This is a genomic window from Streptomyces sp. bgisy027, from assembly GCF_057710365.1.
Map to the genome: position 1 here is coordinate 41258 of NZ_JBYIVZ010000057.1, position 22487 is coordinate 63744.

Here is a 22487-nt window from a genome sequence, read left to right on the forward strand (position 1 = left end):
ACATGACCGCCACTCTCGTCAAGGAGGCGGGCCGGGGGGCCGCCGCGAGCCCTGGCCGGGAACGTGCCAGGCGCTCGCGGCGGCGCGCGCGGATCGTCGCACTCCTCTTCGTCTTCCCCGCGCTGCTCCTGCTCGGCGCGCTGGTCGTCTACCCCGTGCTGTTCTCCATCGGGCGCAGCTTCTTCGACGCCTCCGGCACGCGCTTCGTCGGCGGCGAGAACTACACGGAGATGTTCCGCGACCCGGCCACCCTGAAGGCCATCCGCAACACCACGATCTGGGTCGTGGTGGCCCCGGCCCTGCTCACCGGCCTCGGTCTGATCCTGGCCGTGCTGGTGGAGAAGGTCCGCTGGGCCACGGCGTTCAAGCTGCTGCTGTTCATGCCGATGGCCGTGTCCTTCCTCGCCGCCGGCATCATCTTCCGCCTCGCCTACGACGAGGACCCCGACAAGGGTGTGCTGAACGCCGCCGCCGTCTCCGTGCACGACGCCTTCCAGGGCACGTCGACCTATCCGACGGCCCGGGCACGCGACGGACAGGGGCTGACGAAGGACCCGGACGGCTCGTACCGCACCAGCACGAGCGTGTCCCCGGGTGACGCGCTCACGCTCGGCCTGGTCGGTGTCCTCCCCGACGACCTGCCCCGCGGGACCGAACCGGCGTACGCGGCGGCGGGCCAGAAGGCGGGCCCCGGTGAGCTGCGGGGTGTCGTGTACCTCGACTTCACGCCCGGCGGGGGAGGGGAGCAGGGCAAGGTCGACCGGCGTGAGAACGGGCTGCCGGAGGTGACGGTCGAGGCGTCACGGGCCGGTGAGACCGTGGCCACGGCGACCACCGCGTCCGACGGCTCCTTCCGCTTCGAGGGGCTGGACGACGGCTCGTACACGGTGAAGCTGCCGGCCTCGAACTTCGCCGCCCCCTACGAGGGCATCTCCTGGCTCGGCCCCACGCTCGTCACCCCGGCGATCATCGGGGCGTACCTGTGGATCTGGACCGGTTTTGCGATGGTCCTGATCGGCGCGGGCCTGTCGACGCTGCCCCGGGACGCGCTGGAGGCGGCGCGGATGGACGGCGCGAACGAGTGGCAGATCTTCCGGCGGATCACGGTGCCGCTGCTGGCACCGGTCCTGACCGTCGTCTTCATCACTCTCGTCATCAACGTGATGAAGGTCTTCGACCTCGTCTACATCATCGCGCCCGGTCCGGTGCAGGAGGACGCGACCGTGCTCGCGACCCAGATGTGGCTGGTGTCGTTCGGCGGCGGCAACAACCAGGGCCTGGGCAGCGCGCTCGGCGTCCTGCTTCTGCTGCTGGTCATCCCGGCGATGGTCTTCAACGTCCGCCGCTTCCGAAGGAGTCAGCGATGAACGCGGTCAGGCGGGCCCTGGGCAACTCACTGGTCCAGGCGTTCCTCGTGGTGATCGGACTGGTGTGGCTGACCCCGCTGGCCGGGTTGTTCCTCTCCTCCCTGCGCTCCGCCGAGGACACGGCGAACGGCGGCTGGTGGACGGTGTTCACCAGCCCCGGCCAGCTGTCCTTCGACAACTACTCGGCACTGCTGGGCAACGCCGGGATCAGCCAGGCCTTCTGGAACACCGTGCTGATCTCGGTGCCGGCGACCCTGCTGGTGGTCGTCCTGGCGGCCCTGGCCGGATATGCCTTCGCCTGGCTGGACTTCCCCGGCCGCGAGGCGCTCTTCCTTCTCGTGGTGGCGCTGCTCGTGGTGCCCGTGCAGATCGGCCTGCTCCCGGTGGCCAAACTCTTCGGCCAGCTGGGGCTGTTCGGCACGATTCCCGGCGTCGTCCTCTTCCACGTGGCGTACGGGCTGCCGTTCGCGGTGTTCCTGCTGCGGAACTACTTCGCCGAGATGCCGAAGGAGATGCTGGAGGCGGCGCGCATGGACGGCGGCAGCGAGTGGCGGATCTTCACCCGCCTGGTGCTGCCCGTCGGACGCCCGGCGATCGCCTCGCTGGCCATCTTCCAGTTCCTGTGGGTGTGGAACGACATGCTGGTGGCGCTGCTCTTCGCCGACAGCTCCGCACAGCCGCTGACCGTGGAACTCCAGTCCCAGATACGGCAGTTCGGCAGCAACATCGACGTCCTCGCACCCGGCGCGTTCGTCTCCCTGGTGGTGCCGGTGGTCGTGTTCTTCGCCTTCCAGCGGCACTTCGTACAGGGCGTGATGGCCGGTTCCGTGAAGTAGCCCAAGTGTTTCGGCCCCCGCTTCGACCGAAGCGGGGGCCCGAAGAGGCGTTCAGGGAGACGCCGGTGGATACAGCGACCTCGGCAGCTGTGAAGCCGCCGCCGAGTCCAGGAGCCACAGGGTCCTGGAACGGCCGCGGGCGCCCGCCGCCGGTGCCTGGATCTCGCCCGCGCCCGACAGGGCGATCGCCGCGGCCCGGGCCTTGTCCTCGCCCGCCGCCAGCAGCCACACCTCGCGCGCCGCACGGATCGCGGGGAGCGTGAGGGTGACACGGGTCGGCGGGGGCTTCGGGGCACCGTGCACTCCGACGACCGTGCGCTGCGTCTCCCGTACCGCGGGCAGTTCCGGGAACAGGGAGGCCACATGGGTGTCGGGGCCCACGCCCAGCATCAGGACGTCGAAGGTGGGGACCGCCCCGTGGTTCTCGGGGCCGGCCGCCCTGGCCAGTTCCTCCGCGTAGGCGGCGGCCGCCGCCTCCACGTCCGAGCCGAACGGGCCGTCCGAGGCGGGCATGGCGTGCACCCGCTCGGGATCCAGCGGCACCGCGTCCAGCAGGGCCTCACGGGCCTGAGTGACATTGCGGTCGGGGTCGCCCTCGGCGAGGAAGCGCTCGTCGCCCCACCACAGGTCCAGACGGCCCCAGTCGATGGCGTCCCGAGCCGGGGCCGCCGCCAGCGCGGCCAGCAGGCCGTTGCCGTTGCGGCCGCCCGTGAGGACCACGGACGCCGAGCCCCGGGAGGCCTGCGCGTCCACGATCTTGGTGATCAGGCGGGCCGCCGCGGCCTGGGCCATCAGCTCCTTGTCGTGGTGCACGACGAGCTGCGGAGTACTCACTTCGCCGCCGCCTTCTTCGTGCCCTGCGCCGTCACTTCCTGCGCCGCCGCTTCCTTCCCGGATGCTTGCGCAGTTGCCTGGGCCGTTCCGGCCGGTTCTCCTTTGGCCGCAGACGCCCCCTCGGCCTGCGCCTCCGCCACCGGTTGCCCGGCCTGGGCCACGGCGGCCTGGGCCAGTGCCACGGCCTGCTCCGCCTTGGCCACGGCCGCCTCGGCGCCCCGGACCGAGGAGGCCGGCACCGAGTTCAGCCGCTCCACGCCGAAGCGCAGGGCGGAGGCGTAGGTGTCGTCCGGGTCGAGCCGGCGCAGCTCCTCCGCGATCAGCTCGGCCGTCTCGCGCCGCTTCAGCGCCACCGCACGGTCGGGCTGGCCCTGGATGGAGAGGGTGGCGAGCGAGCCGTCCGCCCGGTCGAGCACGATCGGGCCGCAGTCGGTGTCCATCCGGACCGCCGTCAGACCGGGGCCCGACGACAGCGACCGCTTCACGGGGACGTCCAGCCGGTCCGCGAGCCACATCGCCAGCAGCTCACAGCTCGGGTTGAACTCCTCGCCCTCCACCTCGACGGCCTTCACCTCGCAGACCACCTGGTCCAGAGCCGCCGCCAGCATCGAGCGCCACGGCGTGATCCGGGTCCAGGACAGGTCCGTGTCGCCCGGCGTGTAGGCGTCGGCGCGGGACGACAGCTCCCGCACCGGCTGCTCCGAGGCGTAGGTGTCGGTCACCCGGCGCTGGGCCAGCGCGCCCAGCGGGTCGTTCGCCGGGTCGAGCGGCGCGTTCACCGGCCACCAGACCACCACCGGGGCGTCCGGCAGCAGCAGGGGGAGGACGACGGACTGGGCGTGTTCGGACACCTCGCCGTACAGGCGCAGGATCACCGTCTCACCGGTGCCCGCGTCCGCGCCCACCCGCACCTCGGCGTCCAGCCGGGACGTCGTACGGTCGCGGGGCGAGCGCGAGACCCGCTTGATGACCACCAGCGTGCGCGAGGGGTGCTCGCGCGAGGCGTCGCCGGCGGCCTTGAGCGCGTCGTACGCGTTCTCCTCGTCCGTGACGATGACCAGCGTGAGCACCATGCCGACGGCCGGCGTGCCGATGGCCCGCCGCCCCTGCACCAGAGCCTTGTTGATCTTGCTGGCCGTGGTGTCCGTGAGGTCTATCTTCATGGCCGGCGCCAGCTCCGTCCCTCTCGTGCGAGCATTTCGTCCGCCTCGACGGGCCCCCAGGTACCGGACCGGTACTGGGCGGGCTTGCCGTGCGTGTCCCAGTACCGCTCGATCGGGTCGAGGATCTTCCAGGACAGCTCGACCTCCTCGGTGCGCGGGAAGAGGTTGGAGTCGCCGAGCAGGACGTCGAGGATCAGCCGCTCGTACGCCTCGGGCGAGGACTCCGTGAAGGACTCGCCGTAGGCGAAGTCCATCGACACGTCCCGGATCTCCATGGAGGTGCCGGGCACCTTGGAGCCGAAGCGGACCGTGACGCCCTCGTCGGGCTGGACGCGGATCACGATCGCGTTCTGGCCCAGCTCCTCGGTGGCGGTCGTGTCGAACGGGGAGTGCGGTGCCCGCTGGAAGACGACCGCGATCTCGGTGACGCGCCGGCCGAGCCGCTTGCCGGTGCGCAGATAGAAGGGGACACCCGCCCAGCGGCGGTTGTCGATCGACAGCTTGACCGCGGCGTAGGTGTCGGTCTTCGACTTGGGGTCGATGCCCTCCTCCTGGAGGTAGCCGACCGCCTTCTCGCCGCCCTGCCAGCCCTCCGCGTACTGCCCGAACACCGTGTCGCGGCCCAGGTCCTTCGGCAGCCGTACGGCACCGAGCACCTTGGTCTTCTCGGCGGCCAGCGCGTCCGCGTCGAAGGAGGCGGGCTCCTCCATGGCCGTCAGGGCCATCAGCTGCAGGAGGTGGTTCTGGATGACGTCACGGGCGGCGCCGATGCCGTCGTAGTACCCGGCCCGGCCGCCGATGCCGATGTCCTCGGCCATGGTGATCTGCACGTGGTCCACGAAGGACCGGTTCCAGATCGGCTCGAACATCGTGTTGGCGAAGCGCAGTGCCAGGATGTTCTGGACGGTCTCCTTGCCCAGGTAGTGGTCGATGCGGAAGACCTGGTCCGGGGCGAAGACCTCGTGCACGACCTTGTTGAGCTCCTCGGCGGAGGCCAGGTCGTGGCCGAACGGCTTCTCGATGACCGCGCGGCGCCAGGAGTTCGACGTCTGGTCGGCGAGGCCGTGCTTCTTCAGCTGCTGGATGACCACCGGGAAGGAGCGCGGCGGCACCGACAGGTAGAAGGCGAAGTTGCCGCCCGTGCCCTGGGCCTTGTCCAGCTCGTCGATGGTGGCGCGCAGCCGCTCGAAGGCGTCGTCGTCGTCGAAGGTGCCCTGCACGAAGCGCATCCCCTGGATGAGCTGCTGCCAGACCTCCTCGCGGAACGGCGTGCGGGCGTGTGCCTTGACCGCGTCGTGGACCTCCTGCGCGAAGTCCTCGTTGGCCCACTCGCGGCGGGCGAAGCCGACCAGCGAGAAGCCCGGCGGCAGCAGACCCCGGTTGGCGAGGTCGTACACGGCAGGCATGAGCTTTTTCCGTGACAAATCGCCCGTAACGCCGAAGATCACCAGGCCCGACGGCCCCGCGATGCGCGGGAGCCGTCGGTCGGCGGCGTCACGAAGCGGGTTCGCTTCAGTGACGGTGAAGGGTGGCAAGGGATCAGCCCTCCGAGGGGGCGAGGCGCTCCAGCTCCGCCTCGGTCGACTTGAGCAGGTCGTTCCAGGACGCCTCGAACTTCTCGACGCCCTCGTCCTCCAGCAGCTGCACCACGTCGTCGTACGAGATGCCCAGGCGCTCGACGGCGTCCAGGTCCGCACGGGCCTGCTCGTAGGTGCCGGCGACGGTGTTGCCGGTGATCTCGCCCTTCTCCTCCGTGGCCTGGAGGGTGGCCTCGGGCATGGTGTTGACCGTGTTCGGGGCGACCAGGTCGTCGACGTAGAGGGTCGGCTTGTAGGCCGGGTCCTTCACGCCGGTCGAGGCCCACAGCGGACGCTGCTTGTTGGCGCCCGCGTTCTCCAGCGCGCTCCAGCGGTCCGAGGGCTGTGTCGAATAGTCGCCAGAGGCGAACACCTCCTCGTACGCCTGGTAGGCGAGCCGGGCGTTGGCGACGGCGGCCTTGCCGCGCAGCGCCTTGGCCTCGTCGGTGCCGAGCGAGCCGAGACGGTTGTCGATCTCGGTGTCCACCCGGGACACGAAGAAGGACGCCACCGAGCGGATGAGCGACAGGTCGAGCCCGCGCTCCTTGGCCTTCTCCAGACCGGCCAGGTAGGCGTCCATGACCTCGCGGTAGCGCTCCAGCGAGAAGATCAGCGTGACGTTGACGCTGATACCGAGGCCGACGACCTCGGTGATCGCCGGGAGGCCCGCCTTGGTGGCCGGGATCTTGATCAGGGTGTTCGGGCGGTCGACCAGCCAGGCCAGCTGCTTGGCCTCGGCGACGGTCGCACGCGTGTTGTGCGCGAGCCGCGGGTCGACCTCGATGGAGACCCGGCCGTCCTGGCCGCCGGTGGCGTCGAAGACCGGGCGCAGGATGTCGGCGGCGTCCCGGACGTCCGCCGTGGTGATCATGCGGATCGCCTCTTCGACGGTGACCTTGCGGGCGGCGAGGTCGGCGACCTGCTGCTCATAGCCGTCACCGCCGCTGATCGCCTTCTGGAAGATCGACGGGTTGGTGGTGACACCGACGACATGCTGCTGGTCGATCAGCTCGGCGAGGTTGCCGGACGTGATGCGCTGGCGCGACAGGTCGTCCAGCCAGATCGCGACGCCTTCCTCGGAGAGGCGCTTGAGTGCGTCTGTCATGGAAAATCAAACTCCTACGTCTTGTATATGAGCGTCAGCGCTGGGCCGCGGCGAGGGATTCCCGCGCGACGGCCGCCACGTTCTCGGCAGTGAAGCCGTACTCCCGGAAAAGGACCTTGCCGTCGGCCGAAGCACCGAAGTGCTCCAGGGAAACGATGCGACCCGCGTCCCCGACGTACTTGTGCCAGGTCAGACCGATACCGGCCTCGACCGCCACCCGCGCCTTCACGGCCGGCGGCAGAACGCTGTCCCGGTACCCCTGGTCCTGCTCCTCGAACCACTCCACCGAGGGCATGGACACGACCCGCGTCGGCACCCCGTCGGCCTGGAGCCGCTCGCGCGCCTCGACGGCCACGTGCACCTCGGAGCCGGTCGCGATGAGGACGACCTGCGGCGCCGCGCTCTGCCCGGAGGGCCCTTCGGCCTCGAACATCACGTAACCGCCGCGCACGGCGTCCTCGTTGGCCTCGTACGTCGGCACGCCCTGACGGGTCAGCGCGAGCCCGTGCGGGGCACCCTTGCCGAACTCCTTCGTGTACCGCTTGAGGATCTCGCGCCAGGCGATCGCGGTCTCGTTGGCGTCCGCCGGGCGGACCACGTTGAGACCGGGGATGGCGCGCAGCGACGCCAGGTGTTCGATCGGCTGGTGCGTGGGGCCGTCCTCACCCAGACCGATGGAGTCGTGCGTCCAGACGTACGTCACCGGCAGGTGCATCAGCGCCGACAGCCGGACGGCGTTGCGCATGTAGTCGGAGAAGACGAGGAACGTACCGCCGTAGACACGGGTGTTGCCGTGCAGGGTGATGCCGTTCATCTCCGCGGCCATGGAGTGCTCGCGGATGCCGAAGTGGATCGTGCGGCCGTACGGGTCGGCCTCCGGCAGCGGGTTGTCCGCCGGCAGGAACGACGAGGTCTTGTCGATCGTCGTGTTGTTGGAGCCGGCCAGGTCGGCCGAGCCGCCCCACAGCTCCGGGATGACCGCGCCGAGCGCCTGGAGCACCTTGCCGGACGCGGCGCGGGTGGCGACGCCCTTGCCGGGCTCGAAGACCGGGAGCTTCTCCTCCCAGCCCGTGGGCAGCTCGCCCTTGCTGATCCGGTCGAACTCCGCGGCGCGCTCGGGGTTGTTGTCCCGCCACAGCTGGAAGGACTTCTCCCACTCGGCCTTCGCCTCGGCGCCCCGCTCCAGTGCCTTGCGGGTGTGGCCGATGACCTCGTCGGTGACCTCGAAGGACTGCTCCGGGTCGAAGCCGAGGACGCGCTTGGTGGCCGCGACCTCGTCGTCGCCGAGCGCCGAGCCGTGCGCGGCCTCGGTGTTCTGCGCGTTCGGGGCGGGCCAGGCGATGATCGAGCGCATCGCGATGAAGGACGGCTTGTCCGTCACCTGCTTCGCCGCCTCGATCGCGTTGTAGACGGCGTGCGGGTCGAGGTCGCCGTCCGGCTTCGGGGCGATCCGCTGCACATGCCAGCCGTACGCCTCGTACCGCTTGCAGACGTCCTCGGAGACGGCCGTCTCGGTGTCGCCCTCGATCGAGATGTGGTTGTCGTCCCACAGCAGGACCAGGTTGCCGAGCTGCTGGTGGCCGGCCAGCGAGGACGCCTCGGCGGAGATGCCCTCCTGGAGGCAGCCGTCACCGGCGACGGCGAAGACGAAGTGGTCGAAGGGGGAGGTGCCCGGGGCGGCCTCCGGGTCGAACAGGCCGCGCTCGTAGCGGGCGGCCATCGCCATGCCGACGGCGTTGGCGACACCCTGGCCCAGGGGGCCGGTCGTCGTCTCGACGCCCGTGGTGTGGCCGTACTCCGGGTGGCCCGGGGTCTTCGAACCCCACGTCCGGAACGCCTTCAGGTCGTCCAGCTCCAGACCGAAGCCGGCCAGGTACAGCTGGGTGTAGAGGGTCAGGGACGAGTGGCCCGCGGACAGCACGAAGCGGTCGCGACCGACCCACTCGGCGTCCGCGGGGTCGTGCCGCATCACCTTCTGGAAGAGGGTGTAGGCGGCGGGGGCCAGGCTCATCGCCGTACCCGGATGGCCGTTTCCGACCTTCTGTACGGCGTCGGCGGCCAGGACGCGGGCGGTGTCGACAGCCCGCTGGTCCAGCTCGGTCCACTCGAGGTCTGTGGTGGTCGGCTTGGTGCTCACCCTGGGTCAGGGCTCCTCTCCACATGTCGGTTGCCGGTGTCGCGGGCACACGGCCCACCGGCTGCCGGCGTACTCGGCGTCGGCCGGCCGTTGTCGAGCCTACCCCCGGAAGTACGTGCGTTTTTTCGACTCGTTCCAGACTGCCGGGAGTCGCCGGGATGTGCCTCCCGACTGGGACGTTCCGCATTCGGCAAGTGAATACGGAGCCGCTCATCCGGGTGCTCAATCGAGCTTCGTCGCGCCCTTCGGACGGCCCCCTCCAACACGACCCCACCCCCGCGAATGTCCGGGTCTGGGCAACGTCTACAGTGGCGTGGTACGCGCGAGCCTTTACCGGGACTTCACACGGAGAGGCTTGCTGGGATGTCTCTGTCAGGGGTGTGCGTGACGGCCGTTGAATCCCGTCCAGCGGATGGGGGCACCGCCCATGCCATTAAGGCCATGGGGGATATCGGGACGAGCCAGAGCCCGAGCCGGCGGCCGATCGGGGCCCGGGTCAAGGGGTTCGTGGCGCTTACCAAGCCGCGGATCATCGAGCTGCTGCTCATCACCACGGTTCCGGTGATGTTCCTGGCCGAGCAGGGGGTGCCCGACCTCGGTCTGGTGCTGCTCACCTGCATCGGCGGCTACCTCTCCGCGGGTGGCGCCAACGCGCTGAACATGTACATCGACCGCGACATCGACGCGCTCATGGACCGCACGTCGCAGCGGCCGCTGGTCACCGGGACGGTCAGCCCGCGCGAGTGCCTGGCCTTCGGTATCACCCTCGCGGTCGTCTCCACCCTGCTGTTCGGCCTGACCGTCAACTGGCTGAGCGCCTGGCTCTCACTCGGAGCGCTCCTCTTCTACGTCGTCGTCTACACGATGATCCTCAAGCGGCGTACGTCGCAGAACATCGTGTGGGGCGGCATCGCGGGCTGCATGCCGGTGCTGATCGGCTGGTCGGCGGTCACGAACTCGCTGTCCTGGGCCCCGCTCATCCTCTTCATGGTGATCTTCTTCTGGACGCCGCCGCACTACTGGCCGCTGTCCATGAAGGTGAAGGACGACTACGCGCGCGTGGGCGTGCCCATGCTCCCGGTCATCGCCTCCAACAAGGTCGTCGCCAAGCAGATCGTCATCTACAGCTGGGTGATGGTGGCGGTCTCCCTGCTGCTGACCCCGCTCGGCTACACGGGCTGGTTCTACACCGCGGTCGCGCTGGGCGCGGGCGGCTGGTGGCTGTGGGAGGCGCACGCCCTCCAGAACCGCGCGAAGGCCGAGGTGACGGGCGGCAGGCTCAAGGAGATGCGGCTGTTCCACTGGTCGATCACCTACGTCTCGCTGCTCTTCGTCGCGGTCGCGGTGGATCCCTTCCTGCGCTGACGCACGTCACAGTGCCCCGCTCTCGCCAGCTGATCTACTCGTGAGTAGCATCCTGGCCATGGCAGACACGCAGCAGGTTGACCAGAAGGCCGAGCGCAGGGTGGCCAAGCTGGCCAAGCAGATCAACTCCTTCGCGAAGTCCCACGGCGGCGCCGAGGGGCAGGTGGCCTACATCGGCGAGCGGGGCGCCCGGATCGTGCTCGTGGGCGAGGACGGCGGCTGGGGAGACCTGGTGGCACCGTCGTACGAGATCGCCGAGAAGGCGGTGGAGAAGTCCGGGATCACCCGCCACGAGTCCTTCGACGGCGAGTTCGCGGCGAAGGTGACGACCGGGCCGTACGAGTGGAAGAGGATGGCGGGCATCCAGATCGGCGGCTGAGTCACGCCCATTCCTGAGCCACCCTCCCCTTTCGCAACACCAACTCACCGGTTCACCCGTTAGGACGTGTAAGAAGCGTCCACCCACGGGGAGCCCGGATGATCGAGACGCCGTCCCTCGTGGACCAGTACTGCCACGGCGTACTGCGTACGGAACTGGGCCTCGGCACCTTCGAGGCCCAGCTGGCCCGCACCGAGGGCCCGCCCGCGCCCGGCACCACCCTCTTCGACACCCAGACGGGCTTCGCCGTACGACGCTGGTGCCCCCCTCTGCTGGGCCTGGAACCGCACTGCCCGCCCGCCCGCTATCTGGCCCGGCGTCGTGAACTCGGCGTACTGGAGGCGGGCCGGCGTCTGCTGCGGGGCAGCGGCATCACCACCTACCTGGTCGACACCGGACTGCCCGGCGACCTCACCGGACCGCCCGAGATGGCGTCCGCCGGCTCCGCCCGGGCCCACGAGATCGTGCGCCTGGAACTCCTCGCCGAACAGGTCGCCGACACCTCCGGCACGGTCGAGTCCTTCCTCGCCAACCTCGCCGAGTCGGTGCACGGTGCTGCCGTGAACGCCGTGGCCTTCACCTCGGTCGCGGGCGTACGGCACGGCCTCGCGCTCGCACCCGAACCGCCGGGCCCGGGAGAGGTGCGTGGCGCGGCGGGGCGCTGGCTCGCGGCCCGCAGGGTCGGCGGTGAGCTGAGCGACCCCGTGCTGCTGCGGCACCTGCTGTGGATCGCCATCGCCTCGGGGCTGCCGCTCCAACTGCACGCGGGGCTGGGCGAGCCGGGCCTGCGCATCGACCGCACCGACCCGGTGCTGCTCACGGACTTCGTCCGCGCCACGGCCGGCCTCGGCACCGATCTGGTCCTGCTGCACGGCTACCCGTACCACCGGCACGCCGCCCATCTGGCCGGCGTCTTCCCGCACGTCTACGCCGACTCCGGCGCCGCACTCGTCCGCACCGGCGCCCGCGCGGCGACGATCCTCGCCGAGATCCTGGAGCTCGCGCCCTTCGGCAAGATCCTCTTCTCCAGCGGTGCCCAGGGCCTGCCCGAACTGCACGTGGTGGGCGCCCGGCTCTTCCGCGAGGCCCTCGCCAGGGTGCTCGGCGGCTGGGTCGCCGAGGGCGCGTGGTCGCTCGCGGACGCCCAGCGGGTGGCGGGCATGGTCGCGGCGGCCAACGCCAGGCGGGTGTACGGGCTGGACTGAGCGGACGAACGGCTACGCATGTGCAGGGGCCGGACCGAGCGGCCCGGACGGCCTACGCGCGCGTGCCGACCGCGGCCTCGGCGGCCGGTTGCGGGATCGCGACCTCGTCGAGCGGCCGTTCCCGCAGGGCGAGCAGCACGCGGAGCACGGCGATCCAGACCAGGGCCGAGCCGAACATGTGCAGGCCGACCAGCAGCTCCGGCAGGTCCGTGAAGTACTGGACGTAGCCGATGACGCCCTGCGCGAGCAGGATCAGGAAGAGGTCGCGGGTGCGGTTCAGGGGGCCCTTCGGGGCGTCGACCGCCTTGAGGACGAACCAGAGCGCGAAGGTCAGGGTGACCACGATCCACGCCAGCACGGCGTGCAGCTTGGTGACGTTCTCCCAGTCGACCGGCATCCGCTCGACCTCGCTGGAGTCGCCCGCGTGCGGGCCCGCGCCGGTGACCACCGTGCCGACCAGGATCAGCAGCACCGAGGCCGCGACCAGGACCCACACCAGCTGCTGCACCGCCTTGCCCACCAGGGGGCGCGGGGCGCCGTCGCCCTCCCGGGTGCGCTGCCACATCACCGTGGCGACGGCGATGAGCGCGGACGTCGCCACGAAGTGGGCCGCCACCGTGTACGGGTTGAGGCCGACCAGGACGACGATGCCGCCGAGCACGGCGTTGCTCATCACGATCCAGAACTGCGCCCACCCCAGGCGGGTCAGGTCCCGCCGGTAGGGCTTCGTGGCGCGCGCGGCGATGATCGCCCAGCCGACCGCGGCGCACAGCACGTACGTCAGCATGCGGTTGCCGAACTCGATGGCGCCGTGCAGACCCATCTCGCTGGTGGCGGTGAGCGAGTCGTCGGTGCACTTGGGCCAGGTCGGGCAGCCGAGCCCGGACCCGGTCAGGCGCACCGCACCGCCGGTGACCACGATGAGCACCGACATCACGAGCGCGGCGAGGGCCGCCCGTCGGACCGTCCTCGGAGCGGGGGTCCAGCGTGCGGCGATGAAGGCGAGCGGGTTGCGCACGGCCGCTACGGCGTCGGCGCGGGTCACGTTTGGCACGCGCCCTATCGTAGGCGGCCGCTTGTGCACGCTTTCACGAGGGTCCCCACCGGGTTCGCGGAGCCCTACTCCCAGCGGAAGAACCTGCCGGCCGCCGCCAGGCCCACGACCGCCCACACGGCCAGGATCCCCAGGTCGCCCCACGGCATTCCGGCCCCGTGCTGGAGCACGTCCCGCAGTCCGTCGGAGAGCGCGGAGATGGGCAGCAGACCGAGGACGTCCTGCGCGGCGGCCGGGAACCTGTCCAGCGGCACGATCACCCCGCCCCCGACGAGCAGCAGCAGGAACACCAGGTTGGCGGCAGCCAGGGTGGCCTCGGCCTTGAGCGTGCCGGCCATCAGCAGACCGAGCCCGGAGAAGGCCGCGGTGCCGAGGACCAGCAGGAGCAGGACGGCCGGCGGGCTGCCCTCGGGCGACCAGCCCAGCGCGAAGGCGATCATCGTCAGCAGGACGATCTGGAGGATCTCGGTGACCAGCACCGACACCGTCTTCGCCGTCATCAGGCCCCAGCGCGGCAGCGGTGAGGAGGCCAGCCGCTTCAGCACGCCGTAGCGGCGCTCGAAGCCCGTGGCGATGGCCTGCCCCGTGAACGCCGTCGACATCACGGCGAGCGCCAGGATGCCGGGAGCGAGGAAGTCGACGGCCTCGCCGGCGCCCGTGTCCACGATGTCCACCGAGCTGAACAGGACCAGCAGCAGGGTGGGGATCACCACCGTCAGCAGCAGCTGCTCGCCGTTGCGCAGCAGCATCTTCGTCTCCAGGGCCGCCTGCGCCCCGATCATGCGGGGGAGCGGGGCGGCGCCCGGCCTCGGGGTGTAGGTACCCGAACCTGTACCGACGGCGGTCACGCGCGCAGCTCCTTACCGGTGAGCTCCAAGAAGACGTCCTCCAGGGTGTGCCGCTCGACCGAGATCCGGTCCGGCATCACCCCGTGCTGTGCGCACCACGACGTCACCGTCGCGAGCAACTGCGGGTCGACTTTGCCGACGACGCGGTACGAGCCCGGCGTCAGCTCCGCGGCCGTGCAGTCGGCGGGCAGCGCCTTGAGCAGGGACCCCACGTCCAGGCCGGGGCGGCCGGTGAAGCGGAGGGTGTTCTCGGCGCCGCCGCGGCACAGGTCCTCGGGGGAGCCGTGGGCGATGACACGGCCGGCGTCGATGATCGCGACATCGTCGGCGAGCTGCTCGGCCTCGTCCATGTAGTGCGTCGTGAGGATCACGGAGACGCCGTCCGTGCGCAGGTCCCGGATCAGGTCCCAGGTGGCCCGGCGGGCCTGCGGATCGAGACCGGCGGTCGGCTCGTCCAGGAACACCAGCTCCGGGCGTCCGACCACGGCCATGGCGAGCGCGAGCCGCTGCTGCTGCCCGCCGGACAGCCGGCGGTAGCCGGTCCGGCCGCAGCTGCCCAGACCGAGCCGCTCGATGAGGGCGTCCACGTCCAGGGGCTCCGCGTGCAGCTTGGCGACATGGCGGAGCATCTCGTCGGCCCGCGCGCCCGAGTAGACGCCGCCGGACTGGAGCATCACGCCGATCCGGGGCCGCAGCGCAGCGGACTGTCTCACCGGGTCGAGCCCCAGGACCCGTACCGAGCCGGAGTCCGGCTTGCGGTATCCCTCGCAGGTCTCGACGGTCGTGGTCTTGCCCGCGCCATTGGGTCCGAGCACGGCGGTGACACCGGCCCGGGCCACCAGGTCGAGGCCGTTGACCGCGGTTTTGCCGCCGTACCGCTTCACCAGGGCCTGGACCTGGAGCACGGGCTCAGTTCGCATGGCTCCAGAGTCTAGGTAGGGCGCGGGTCCCCCGGACGGCCGGGTTCACATCTTCCCGCAGGGCCGTCCTCATATCTCCTCCACGCGGGGCCGGTGGATGCCCAGCCACCGCTGTGCGTAGGCCACCGCGTCGGCCACCGGGAACAGTCGCACGTCGGCCGCGCCCGCCTTCCCGCGCACCACGGGACGGTCCCGCTCGAAGTCGTGGCCGAGCTCGTCGAACCGGTCCGAGGTGATCGACACCTCGGTCACCACCTCCCAGCCCGTGGGCCCCGGCCGCCCCACCTTCACCAGCGGTGACGGGATCCGGTACTCGGCCAGGTGAAAGCACGTACAGGTGTCGTAGCCGGCGCCGAGCAGCAGCACGCGTGCGTGCAGCGCCTCCAGCCGGGCCAGCGGGCTGCGCTCACCGAGCCGGCAGTCGAGGGCGTGGCCCCCGACTATCTCGGCCGCGCGCGGGCCGAGAGCCGCGAAGGACGTCTGCGGGTGCGCGCTGCGCAGGGCGCCCGGCCAGGTCCGCACGGTCTCCGGAACGACGCCGACCCCGCGCGTGGGCGTGACGGCCGGGTCGTACGGGGGCATCGTCGCCCGAATGGTCTCCCACCACTCCTCGGGAACGGGCGGGTTGCTCCACACCGCCGGATCCGAGAGGTCACCGGTCTGGGTGGGCACCACCAGCGTGCCCTCGGGACCGAGGGCGTCGAGCAGTGCCTGGACCACCGTGACGGGGCCTCCGCAGACCCAGCCGAGGGAGCTGAGCGAGGAGTGCGCGAGGAGCGTGTCACCGGATCGGACGCCTACCTCGCGCAACTGTGCGGCGAGGGTGCCCCGAGTGACAAGAGGGCCGGTCGGAGGGGGTGTGGGCATGCTTCCGGAGTGTTCCGGAAGGGGGTCTCGCGGCGCCACTGGTTTGATCGATCAAAGATCGTTTCCGCAGGTCAGATTAGGTATGCCTAAGTGACGCAGCGCACCGTCGGGGGGCGCGGGCGCGGCTTGCCTGCCTTTGAGGAATTACGCAACAATGGCGTTGTGAAAAACGTCGGCGAGGCTCGGGAGACCCCCACGGGGGCCCCTCAGGAGGAGCTCACGACCGGGGAGCGTTCGACACGCAACCGGGTCGCGCGGTCCATCCTGCACCACGGCCCGTCGACCGTCGCCGAGCTGGCGGGGCGCCTGGGTCTCACCCAGGCCGCCGTACGCAGGCATCTGGACGCACTGGTCGCCGACGACGTCGTGGAGCCCCGGGAACAGCGGGTGTACGGCACGCGCACGCGCGGCCGTCCCGCCAAGGTCTTCGCGCTCACCGACTGCGGCCGGGACGCCTTCGACCAGTCCTACGACAAGCTCGCCGCTGACGCCCTGAAGTGGATCGCCGAGCGCGAGGGCGGGAGCGAGGCGGTCGCCGCCTTCGCCCGCGCCCGGATCGCCGCCCAGGCGAGCGTCTACCGCAAGGCGATCGAGGCCGTCAGCCCCGATGAGCGGACCGAAGCCCTGGCCAAGGCCTTGAGCGTCGACGGGTACGCTGCTACGGCGCGCAGCGCGCCCCTCCCTCAAAAAGGCGAGCAGCTCTGCCAGCACCACTGCCCGGTCGTCCATGTCGCGGAGCAGTTCCCCCAGCTGTGCGAGGCGGAGACGGAGATCTTCGCCGAACTGCTCGGAACGCACGTCCAGAGACTGGCGACGATCGCGCACGGCGACGGCGTCTGCACGACGTTCATCCCGAAGATTTCCCAGAACACCGATAACGCATCTGCAAGCACGGCCGGGAGGAACCCCGCATGACTCTCCCCATCGAGGAGACTGCCCACCCTGAGCTCGAGGGCCTGGGCAAGTACGAATACGGCTGGGCCGACTCCGACGAAGCCGGCGCCTCTGCGAAGCGCGGTCTGAGCGAGGACGTCGTCCGTGACATCTCCGCGAAGAAGAGCGAGCCGGAGTGGATGACCAAGCTCCGTCTCAAGGGTCTGCGGCTGTTCGACAAGAAGCCCATGCCGAACTGGGGCTCCGACCTCTCCGGCATCGACTTCGACAACATCAAGTACTTCGTGCGCTCCACGGAGAAGCAGGCGGAGTCCTGGGAGGACCTGCCCGAGGACATCAAGAACACGTACGACAAGCTCGGCATCCCCGAGGCGGAGAAGCAGCGCCTCGTGGCCGGTGTCGCGGCCCAGTACGAGTCCGAGGTCGTCTACCACCAGATCCGCGAGGACCTGGAGGAGCAGGGCGTCATCTTCCTGGACACCGACACCGCCCTGAAGGAGCACCCGGAGCTCTTCAAGGAGTACTTCGGGACCGTCATCCCCGTCGGTGACAACAAGTTCGCCTCCCTGAACACCGCCGTGTGGTCGGGCGGCTCCTTCATCTACGTGCCGAAGGGCGTGCACGTGGAGATCCCGCTCCAGGCCTACTTCCGGATCAACACCGAGAACATGGGCCAGTTCGAGCGGACGCTGATCATCGTCGACGAGGACGCCTACGTCCACTACGTCGAGGGTTGCACGGCCCCGATCTACAAGTCGGACTCCCTGCACTCCGCGGTCGTCGAGATCATCGTGAAGAAGGGCGCCCGCTGCCGCTACACGACCATCCAGAACTGGTCGAACAACGTCTACAACCTGGTCACCAAGCGCGCCGTCGCCTACGAGGGCGCGACCATGGAGTGGGTCGACGGCAACATCGGCTCCAAGGTGACGATGAAGTACCCGGCCGTCTACCTGATGGGCGAGCACGCCAAGGGCGAGACCCTGTCCATCGCCTTCGCGGGCGAGGGCCAGCACCAGGACGCCGGCGCCAAGATGGTCCACATGGCCCCGAACACCTCGTCCAACATCGTGTCGAAGTCCGTGGCGCGTGGCGGTGGCCGCACCTCCTACCGCGGTCTGATCGAGATCGGCGAGGGCGCCCCGGGTGCGAAGTCCAACGTGCTCTGTGACGCTCTGCTCGTCGACACGATCTCCCGCTCGGACACCTACCCGTACGTCGACGTCCGCGAGGACGACGTCTCCATGGGCCACGAGGCGACCGTCTCCAAGGTCTCCGAGGACCAGCTCTTCTACCTGATGAGCCGCGGTCTCTCCGAGGACGAGGCGATGGCGATGATCGTGCGCGGCTTCGTCGAGCCGATCGCCAAGGAGCTGCCGATGGAGTACGCCCTTGAGCTCAACCGGCTGATCGAGCTGCAGATGGAAGGTGCGGTCGGCTAAGGCCCCCACCGCCCGAAGCAGCAGGCGGCCCGCCTCTCCGGGGCGGGCCGAAGATCGCAGAACGCAGGAAAGAGAGCAGACCGACAGCCATGGCTGAGGCCCAGAACATCCCGGTGGGCAGCACCACCGCCGGCTCGATCGCGGTGGCCGCCGAGTCGACCGTCGCCACGCGCATGAGCGCGCCCCCGTCCTTCGACGTGGCCGACTTCCCGGTACCGCACGGCCGCGAGGAGGAGTGGCGGTTCACCCCGCTGGAGCGCCTGCGCGGGCTGCACGACGGCACCGCGACCGCCACCGGCGACGGCGTGAAGGTCGACATCGAGGCCCCCGAGGGGGTCATCGTCGAGACCGTCGGCCGTGACGACGCCCGGCTCGGCAGGGCGGGCACCCCGGTGGACCGCGTCGCCGCCCAGGCGTACACCGCGTTCGAGAAGGCCGGCGTGATCACCGTCCCCAAGGAGACGGTCCTCACCGAGCCGGTCCGTATCGCCGTGCACGGCGAGGGCGGCACCGCCTACGCGCACCAGGTCATCGAGCTGGGTGCCTTCGCCGAAGCCGTCGTCGTCATCGACCACACCGGTGACGCGGTCCTCGCCGCAGGCGTCGACTACGTCCTCGGTGACGGCGCCAAGCTGACCGTCGTCTCCGTCCAGGACTGGGACGACAAGGCCGTCCACGTGGCCCAGCACAACGCCCTCGTCGGCCGTGACGCCTCCTTCAAGTCCGTGGTCGTCACCTTCGGCGGCGACGTCGTACGGCTGCACCCGCGCGTCTCCTACGCCGGCACCGGCGGCGAGGCCGAGCTGTTCGGCCTGTACTTCACGGACGCCGGCCAGCACCAGGAGCACCGCCTCCTGGTCGACCACAACACCCCGCACTGCAAGTCGAACGTCGTCTACAAGGGCGCGCTCCAGGGCGACAACGCCCACGCGGTGTGGATCGGCGACGTGCTGATCGAGGCCAAGGCCGAGGGCACCGACACCTACGAGATGAACCGCAACCTGGTTCTGACCGACGGCGCCCGCGTCGACTCCGTGCCGAACCTGGAGATCGAGACCGGCGAGATCGTCGGCGCCGGCCACGCCTCCGCGACCGGCCGCTTCGACGACGAGCAGCTCTTCTACCTGATGGCCCGCGGCATCCCGGAGCACGAGGCCCGCCGCCTCGTCGTCCGTGGCTTCTTCGCCGAGCTGGTCCAGCAGATCGGTGTCGCGGACATCGAGGAGCGCCTCATCGCCAAGATCGAAGAGGAGCTGGAGGCGTCGGTCGCATGACCACCTTCGTACGCGCGTGCGCACTGAGCGAGCTGGAGGAGGACACCCCGAAGCGGGTGGAACTCGACGGCACGCCGGTGTCTCTCGTGCACACCGAGGGCGAGGTCTTCGCGATCCACGACATCTGCTCGCACGCGAACGTCTCGCTCTCCGAGGGCGAGGTGGAGGACTGCCAGATCGAGTGCTGGCTGCACGGCTCCGCGTTCGACCTGCGCACCGGTAAGCCGTCCGGCCTCCCCGCGACGCGCCCCGTCCCCGTATACCCCGTAAAGATCGAAGGGGACGACGTTCTCGTCTCCCTCACCCAGGAGTCCTGAGGCACCCATGGCAACGCTTGAAATCCGAGACCTGCACGTCACCGTCGAGGCCGACAACGCCACGAAGGAGATCCTCAAGGGCGTCGACCTCACCGTGAAGCAGGGCGAGACGCACGCCATCATGGGCCCCAACGGCTCCGGCAAGTCGACCCTCGCCTACTCGCTCGCGGGTCACCCGAAGTACACGGTCACGTCGGGCTCCGTCACCCTCGACGGTGAGGACGTCCTGGAGATGTCCGTCGACGAGCGCGCCCGCGCGGGCCTGTTCCTCGCGATGCAGTACCCGGTCGAGGTCCCCGGCGTCTCGGTCTCCAACTTCCTGCGCACCTCCGCCACCGCCGTCCGCGGCGAGGCCCCCAAGCTGCGTACCTGGGTGAAGGAGGTCAAGGAGGCGATGGCCCGCCTCAACATGGACCCGTCCTTCGCCGAGCGCAACGTCAACGAGGGCTTCTCCGGCGGTGAGAAGAAGCGCCACGAGATCCTTCAGCTGGAGCTGCTCAAGCCGAAGGTCGCGATCCTCGACGAGACCGACTCCGGTCTGGACGTCGACGCCCTGCGCGTCGTCTCCGAGGGCGTGAACCGGGTCCGTGAGACCGGCGAGGTCGGCACCCTGCTGATCACCCACTACACGCGCATCCTGCGCTACATCAAGCCCGACCACGTGCACGTGTTCGCGAACGGCCGTATCGCCGAGTCCGGCGGAGCGGAGCTCGCGGACCAGCTCGAGGCCGAGGGCTACGACAAGTACGTGAAGGGTGGCGCATCCGCGTGACACAGCTGCCGGGCCTCCTCGACACCGAGGCGCTCCGCAAGGACTTCCCGATCCTGGACCGCGTCGTCCACGACGGCAAGAAGCTCGTGTACCTGGACAACGCGGCGACCTCGCAGACGCCGCGCCAGGTGCTCGACGTGCTCTCCGAGTACTACGAGCAGCACAACGCCAACGTCCACCGTGGCGTGCACGTCCTCGCCGAGGAGGCCACGGCGCTGTACGAGGGCGCGCGCGACAAGGTCGCGGAGTTCATCAACGCGCCCTCGCGCGACGAGGTGATCTTCACCAAGAACGCCTCCGAGTCGCTGAACCTCGTGGCCAACATGCTGGGCTGGGCGGATGAGCCCTACCGGGTGGACCACGAGACCGAGATCGTCATCACGGAGATGGAGCACCACTCCAACATCGTGCCGTGGCAGCTGCTCGCGCAGCGCACGGGCGCGAAGCTGAAGTGGTTCGGCCTCACCGACGACGGCCGTCTCGACCTGTCCAACATCGACGAGATCATCACGGAGAAGACGAAGATCGTCTCCTTCGTGCTGGTGTCGAACATCCTGGGCACCCTCAACCCGGTCGAGGCGATAGTGCGCCGCGCGCAGGAGGTCGGTGCGCTGGTGTGCATCGACGCCTCGCAGGCCGCGCCGCACATGCCGCTGGACGTGCAGTCCCTCCAGGCCGACTTCGTGGCCTTCACCGGCCACAAGATGTGCGGCCCGACCGGCATCGGCGTGCTCTGGGGCCGCCAGGAGCTCCTTGAGGACCTGCCTCCGTTCCTCGGCGGCGGCGAGATGATCGAGACCGTGTCGATGCACTCGTCGACGTACGCTCCGGCCCCGCACAAGTTCGAGGCGGGCACGCCCCCGATCTCCCAGGCGATCGGTCTGGGCGCGGCGATCGACTACCTCAACTCGATCGGCATGGACAAGATCCTCGCCCATGAGCACGCCCTCACCGAGTACGCGGTGAAGCGGCTCGCGGAGGTCCCCGACCTCAGGATCATCGGCCCCACCACGGCCGAGGACCGCGGCGCCGCGATCTCCTTCACCCTCGGCGACATCCACCCGCACGACGTGGGCCAGGTCCTCGACGAGCAGGGCATCGCCGTCCGGGTCGGCCACCACTGCGCCCGTCCGGTGTGCCTGCGGTACGGAATTCCTGCGACCACGCGAGCGTCGTTCTATCTGTACTCCACGCCGGCCGAGATCGACGCTCTGGTGGACGGCCTGGAGCATGTCCGGAACTTCTTCGGCTGACGGGACGAGCGATCGCATGAAGCTGGATTCGATGTACCAGGAAGTCATCCTGGACCACTACAAGAACCCGCACGGGCGGGGCTTGCGGGATGGCGACGCCGAGGTGCACCACGTCAACCCGACGTGCGGCGATGAGATCACCCTGCGCGTGAAGTACGACGGCACGAAGATCGAGGACGTCTCGTACGAGGGCCAGGGCTGTTCCATCAGCCAGGCGAGCGCGTCCGTACTGAACGAACTCCTCGTCGGCAAGAACCTCTCCGACGCGCAGAAGATCCAGGAGACCTTCCTGGAGCTGATGCAGTCCAAGGGGAAGATCGAGCCGGACGACGCGATGGAGGACGTGCTGGAGGACGCGGTGGCGTTCGCCGGCGTCTCCAAGTACCCGGCCCGGGTGAAGTGCGCCCTCCTCAGCTGGATGGCGTGGAAGGACGCGACGGCCCAGGCCCTGGGCGGAGCCGACGCCGAAAGGAAGACGGCATGAGCGAGACCGTTGAGATGAAGCCGGCCTCGGAGGAAGAGGTCCGCGAGGCGCTGTACGACGTCGTCGACCCCGAGCTGGGCATCGACGTCGTCAACCTCGGCCTGATCTACGGCATCCACATCGACGACGCGAACATCGCGACCCTCGACATGACCCTGACCTCGGCGGCCTGCCCGCTGACGGACGTCATCGAGGACCAGGCCAAGTCCGCCACGGACGGCCTCGTCAGCGAGCTCCGGATCAACTGGGTCTGGATGCCGCCGTGGGGCCCGGACAAGATCACGGACGACGGCCGCGAGCAGCTTCGGGCCCTCGGATTCAACGTCTGAGATTCCCCGTTCACGCGGAAGCGGGGGGGGGGGGGGGGGGGGGGGGGGGGTGTTTTTTCTGCGGT

The 22487-nt window shown here is 69.8% G+C and carries 22 protein-coding genes; 13 read left to right on the forward strand and 9 right to left on the reverse strand.

The genetic code is table 11. The annotated features are described in order from the left end of the window. Nucleotides 1-2: 2 nt before the first annotated feature. Both AC3ETA_RS39445 and AC3ETA_RS39450 read left to right on the forward strand, forming a co-directional pair. Nucleotides 3-1367 (forward strand): carbohydrate ABC transporter permease, encoded by a 1365-nt coding sequence (locus AC3ETA_RS39445; protein ID WP_432197719.1) that lies wholly within the window; start codon nt 3-5, stop codon nt 1365-1367. Next, on the forward strand, nt 1364-2203 hold the full coding sequence (locus tag AC3ETA_RS39450; RefSeq protein WP_432197720.1) for a carbohydrate ABC transporter permease: 840 nt from the start codon (nt 1364-1366) through the stop codon (nt 2201-2203). Before AC3ETA_RS39445 ends, AC3ETA_RS39450 begins: the two co-directional genes overlap by 4 nt. Nucleotides 2204-2254: 51 nt before the next feature. Here the strand turns inward: AC3ETA_RS39450 and pgl are convergent, their stop codons facing one another. From pgl to tkt, 5 genes are read right to left on the reverse strand one after another with little or no spacing between them, the layout of a single operon-like run. Beyond that, on the reverse strand, nt 2255-3037 hold the full coding sequence (gene pgl / locus AC3ETA_RS39455; protein ID WP_432197721.1) for a 6-phosphogluconolactonase: 783 nt from the start codon (nt 3035-3037) through the stop codon (nt 2255-2257). Next, nucleotides 3034-4200, reverse strand: a complete 1167-nt coding sequence (gene opcA / locus AC3ETA_RS39460; RefSeq protein ID WP_432197722.1) for a glucose-6-phosphate dehydrogenase assembly protein OpcA — start codon at nt 4198-4200, stop codon at nt 3034-3036. Before opcA ends, pgl begins: the two co-directional genes overlap by 4 nt. Further along, nucleotides 4197-5735 carry a glucose-6-phosphate dehydrogenase gene (zwf, locus tag AC3ETA_RS39465; protein WP_432197723.1) on the reverse strand — a complete coding sequence of 513 codons (1539 nt, stop codon included), beginning with the start codon at nt 5733-5735 and terminating at the stop codon, nt 4197-4199. The genes opcA and zwf overlap by 4 nt, the downstream gene beginning before the upstream one ends. Nucleotides 5736-5739: 4 nt before the next feature. After that, nucleotides 5740-6882, reverse strand: coding sequence for a transaldolase (tal, locus tag AC3ETA_RS39470; protein ID WP_432197724.1), 1143 nt, complete (start codon nt 6880-6882; stop codon nt 5740-5742). Nucleotides 6883-6916: 34 nt separating this feature from the next. Beyond that, nucleotides 6917-9019 carry a transketolase gene (gene tkt / locus AC3ETA_RS39475; protein ID WP_432197725.1) on the reverse strand — a complete coding sequence of 701 codons (2103 nt, stop codon included), beginning with the start codon at nt 9017-9019 and terminating at the stop codon, nt 6917-6919. Between the two features lie 378 nt (nt 9020-9397). On the opposite strand from tkt, the gene AC3ETA_RS39480 reads away from it, so the two are divergent. The 3 genes from AC3ETA_RS39480 to AC3ETA_RS39490 all read left to right on the forward strand — a co-directional run bounded on the left by AC3ETA_RS39480 (nt 9398) and on the right by AC3ETA_RS39490 (nt 11968). Beyond that, a complete protein-coding gene (locus AC3ETA_RS39480; protein ID WP_432197735.1) occupies nt 9398-10384 on the forward strand; it encodes a heme o synthase in 987 nt (328 codons plus the stop codon). 58 nt (nt 10385-10442) lie between these two features. After that, nucleotides 10443-10763: a hypothetical protein gene (locus AC3ETA_RS39485; RefSeq protein ID WP_030949910.1), complete on the forward strand. Its 321-nt coding sequence runs from the start codon at nt 10443-10445 to the stop codon at nt 10761-10763. Nucleotides 10764-10861: 98 nt separating this feature from the next. Then, complete coding sequence (locus AC3ETA_RS39490; protein WP_432197726.1) at nt 10862-11968, forward strand: amidohydrolase family protein; 1107 nt, start codon at nt 10862-10864, stop codon at nt 11966-11968. A 52-nt stretch (nt 11969-12020) separates the two neighbouring features. On the opposite strand, the gene AC3ETA_RS39495 is transcribed toward AC3ETA_RS39490, so the two are convergent. The 4 genes from AC3ETA_RS39495 to AC3ETA_RS39510 all read right to left on the reverse strand — a co-directional run bounded on the left by AC3ETA_RS39495 (nt 12021) and on the right by AC3ETA_RS39510 (nt 15657). Further along, nucleotides 12021-13022 carry a COX15/CtaA family protein gene (locus tag AC3ETA_RS39495; protein WP_432197727.1) on the reverse strand — a complete coding sequence of 334 codons (1002 nt, stop codon included), beginning with the start codon at nt 13020-13022 and terminating at the stop codon, nt 12021-12023. A 65-nt stretch (nt 13023-13087) separates the two neighbouring features. Beyond that, complete coding sequence (locus AC3ETA_RS39500) at nt 13088-13804, reverse strand: ABC transporter permease (protein ID WP_432197736.1); 717 nt, start codon at nt 13802-13804, stop codon at nt 13088-13090. Nucleotides 13805-13866: 62 nt separating this feature from the next. Next, nucleotides 13867-14790 carry an ABC transporter ATP-binding protein gene (locus AC3ETA_RS39505; protein WP_432197728.1) on the reverse strand — a complete coding sequence of 308 codons (924 nt, stop codon included), beginning with the start codon at nt 14788-14790 and terminating at the stop codon, nt 13867-13869. Nucleotides 14791-14859: 69 nt separating this feature from the next. After that, on the reverse strand, nt 14860-15657 hold the full coding sequence (locus AC3ETA_RS39510; RefSeq protein ID WP_432197729.1) for an AAC(3) family N-acetyltransferase: 798 nt from the start codon (nt 15655-15657) through the stop codon (nt 14860-14862). A 162-nt stretch (nt 15658-15819) separates the two neighbouring features. Between AC3ETA_RS39510 and AC3ETA_RS39515 the strand changes: the two genes are divergently transcribed. The 8 genes from AC3ETA_RS39515 (at nt 15820) to AC3ETA_RS39550 (ending at nt 22422) form a co-directional block, all read left to right on the forward strand. Continuing rightward, nucleotides 15820-16572: a helix-turn-helix transcriptional regulator gene (locus tag AC3ETA_RS39515; RefSeq protein ID WP_432197730.1), complete on the forward strand. Its 753-nt coding sequence runs from the start codon at nt 15820-15822 to the stop codon at nt 16570-16572. Beyond that, complete coding sequence (sufB, locus tag AC3ETA_RS39520; protein WP_107907192.1) at nt 16569-17993, forward strand: Fe-S cluster assembly protein SufB; 1425 nt, start codon at nt 16569-16571, stop codon at nt 17991-17993. Before AC3ETA_RS39515 ends, sufB begins: the two co-directional genes overlap by 4 nt. Before the next feature lie 89 nt (nt 17994-18082). Then, nucleotides 18083-19267, forward strand: a complete 1185-nt coding sequence (gene sufD / locus AC3ETA_RS39525) for a Fe-S cluster assembly protein SufD (protein WP_432197731.1) — start codon at nt 18083-18085, stop codon at nt 19265-19267. Further along, a complete protein-coding gene (locus AC3ETA_RS39530) occupies nt 19264-19584 on the forward strand; it encodes a bifunctional 3-phenylpropionate/cinnamic acid dioxygenase ferredoxin subunit (protein ID WP_126897728.1) in 321 nt (106 codons plus the stop codon). The genes sufD and AC3ETA_RS39530 overlap by 4 nt, the downstream gene beginning before the upstream one ends. Before the next feature lie 7 nt (nt 19585-19591). Then, a complete protein-coding gene (gene sufC, locus AC3ETA_RS39535; RefSeq protein WP_432197732.1) occupies nt 19592-20356 on the forward strand; it encodes a Fe-S cluster assembly ATPase SufC in 765 nt (254 codons plus the stop codon). Then, the gene (locus tag AC3ETA_RS39540) at nt 20353-21609 is read left to right on the forward strand and encodes a cysteine desulfurase (RefSeq protein WP_432197733.1); all 1257 of its coding nucleotides are present in this window, start codon (nt 20353-20355) and stop codon (nt 21607-21609) included. The genes sufC and AC3ETA_RS39540 overlap by 4 nt, the downstream gene beginning before the upstream one ends. A 16-nt stretch (nt 21610-21625) precedes the next feature. Further along, nucleotides 21626-22093: a Fe-S cluster assembly sulfur transfer protein SufU gene (sufU, locus tag AC3ETA_RS39545; protein WP_030948984.1), complete on the forward strand. Its 468-nt coding sequence runs from the start codon at nt 21626-21628 to the stop codon at nt 22091-22093. Then, nucleotides 22090-22422 (forward strand): metal-sulfur cluster assembly factor, encoded by a 333-nt coding sequence (locus AC3ETA_RS39550; protein ID WP_028809645.1) that lies wholly within the window; start codon nt 22090-22092, stop codon nt 22420-22422. The genes sufU and AC3ETA_RS39550 overlap by 4 nt, the downstream gene beginning before the upstream one ends. The last annotated feature ends 65 nt before the right edge of the window (nt 22423-22487 follow it).

What these genes read in the sequence shown, in the direction of transcription:
- AC3ETA_RS39445 (WP_432197719.1), top strand. Translation starts at nt 3, where the DNA reads ATGACCGCCACTCTCGTCAAGGAGGCGGGCCGGGGGGCCGCCGCGAGC.
- AC3ETA_RS39450 (WP_432197720.1), top strand. Translation starts at nt 1,364, where the DNA reads ATGAACGCGGTCAGGCGGGCCCTGGGCAACTCACTGGTCCAGGCGTTC.
- opcA (WP_432197722.1), bottom strand. Translation starts at nt 4,200, where the DNA reads ATGAAGATAGACCTCACGGACACCACGGCCAGCAAGATCAACAAGGCT.
- tal (WP_432197724.1), bottom strand. Translation starts at nt 6,882, where the DNA reads ATGACAGACGCACTCAAGCGCCTCTCCGAGGAAGGCGTCGCGATCTGG.
- AC3ETA_RS39485 (WP_030949910.1), top strand. Translation starts at nt 10,443, where the DNA reads ATGGCAGACACGCAGCAGGTTGACCAGAAGGCCGAGCGCAGGGTGGCC.
- AC3ETA_RS39490 (WP_432197726.1), top strand. Translation starts at nt 10,862, where the DNA reads ATGATCGAGACGCCGTCCCTCGTGGACCAGTACTGCCACGGCGTACTG.
- AC3ETA_RS39500 (WP_432197736.1), bottom strand. Translation starts at nt 13,804, where the DNA reads ATGATCGGGGCGCAGGCGGCCCTGGAGACGAAGATGCTGCTGCGCAAC.
- AC3ETA_RS39505 (WP_432197728.1), bottom strand. Translation starts at nt 14,790, where the DNA reads ATGCGAACTGAGCCCGTGCTCCAGGTCCAGGCCCTGGTGAAGCGGTAC.
- AC3ETA_RS39510 (WP_432197729.1), bottom strand. Translation starts at nt 15,657, where the DNA reads ATGCCCACACCCCCTCCGACCGGCCCTCTTGTCACTCGGGGCACCCTC.
- sufB (WP_107907192.1), top strand. Translation starts at nt 16,569, where the DNA reads ATGACTCTCCCCATCGAGGAGACTGCCCACCCTGAGCTCGAGGGCCTG.
- sufD (WP_432197731.1), top strand. Translation starts at nt 18,083, where the DNA reads ATGGCTGAGGCCCAGAACATCCCGGTGGGCAGCACCACCGCCGGCTCG.
- AC3ETA_RS39530 (WP_126897728.1), top strand. Translation starts at nt 19,264, where the DNA reads ATGACCACCTTCGTACGCGCGTGCGCACTGAGCGAGCTGGAGGAGGAC.
- sufC (WP_432197732.1), top strand. Translation starts at nt 19,592, where the DNA reads ATGGCAACGCTTGAAATCCGAGACCTGCACGTCACCGTCGAGGCCGAC.
- sufU (WP_030948984.1), top strand. Translation starts at nt 21,626, where the DNA reads ATGAAGCTGGATTCGATGTACCAGGAAGTCATCCTGGACCACTACAAG.
- AC3ETA_RS39550 (WP_028809645.1), top strand. Translation starts at nt 22,090, where the DNA reads ATGAGCGAGACCGTTGAGATGAAGCCGGCCTCGGAGGAAGAGGTCCGC.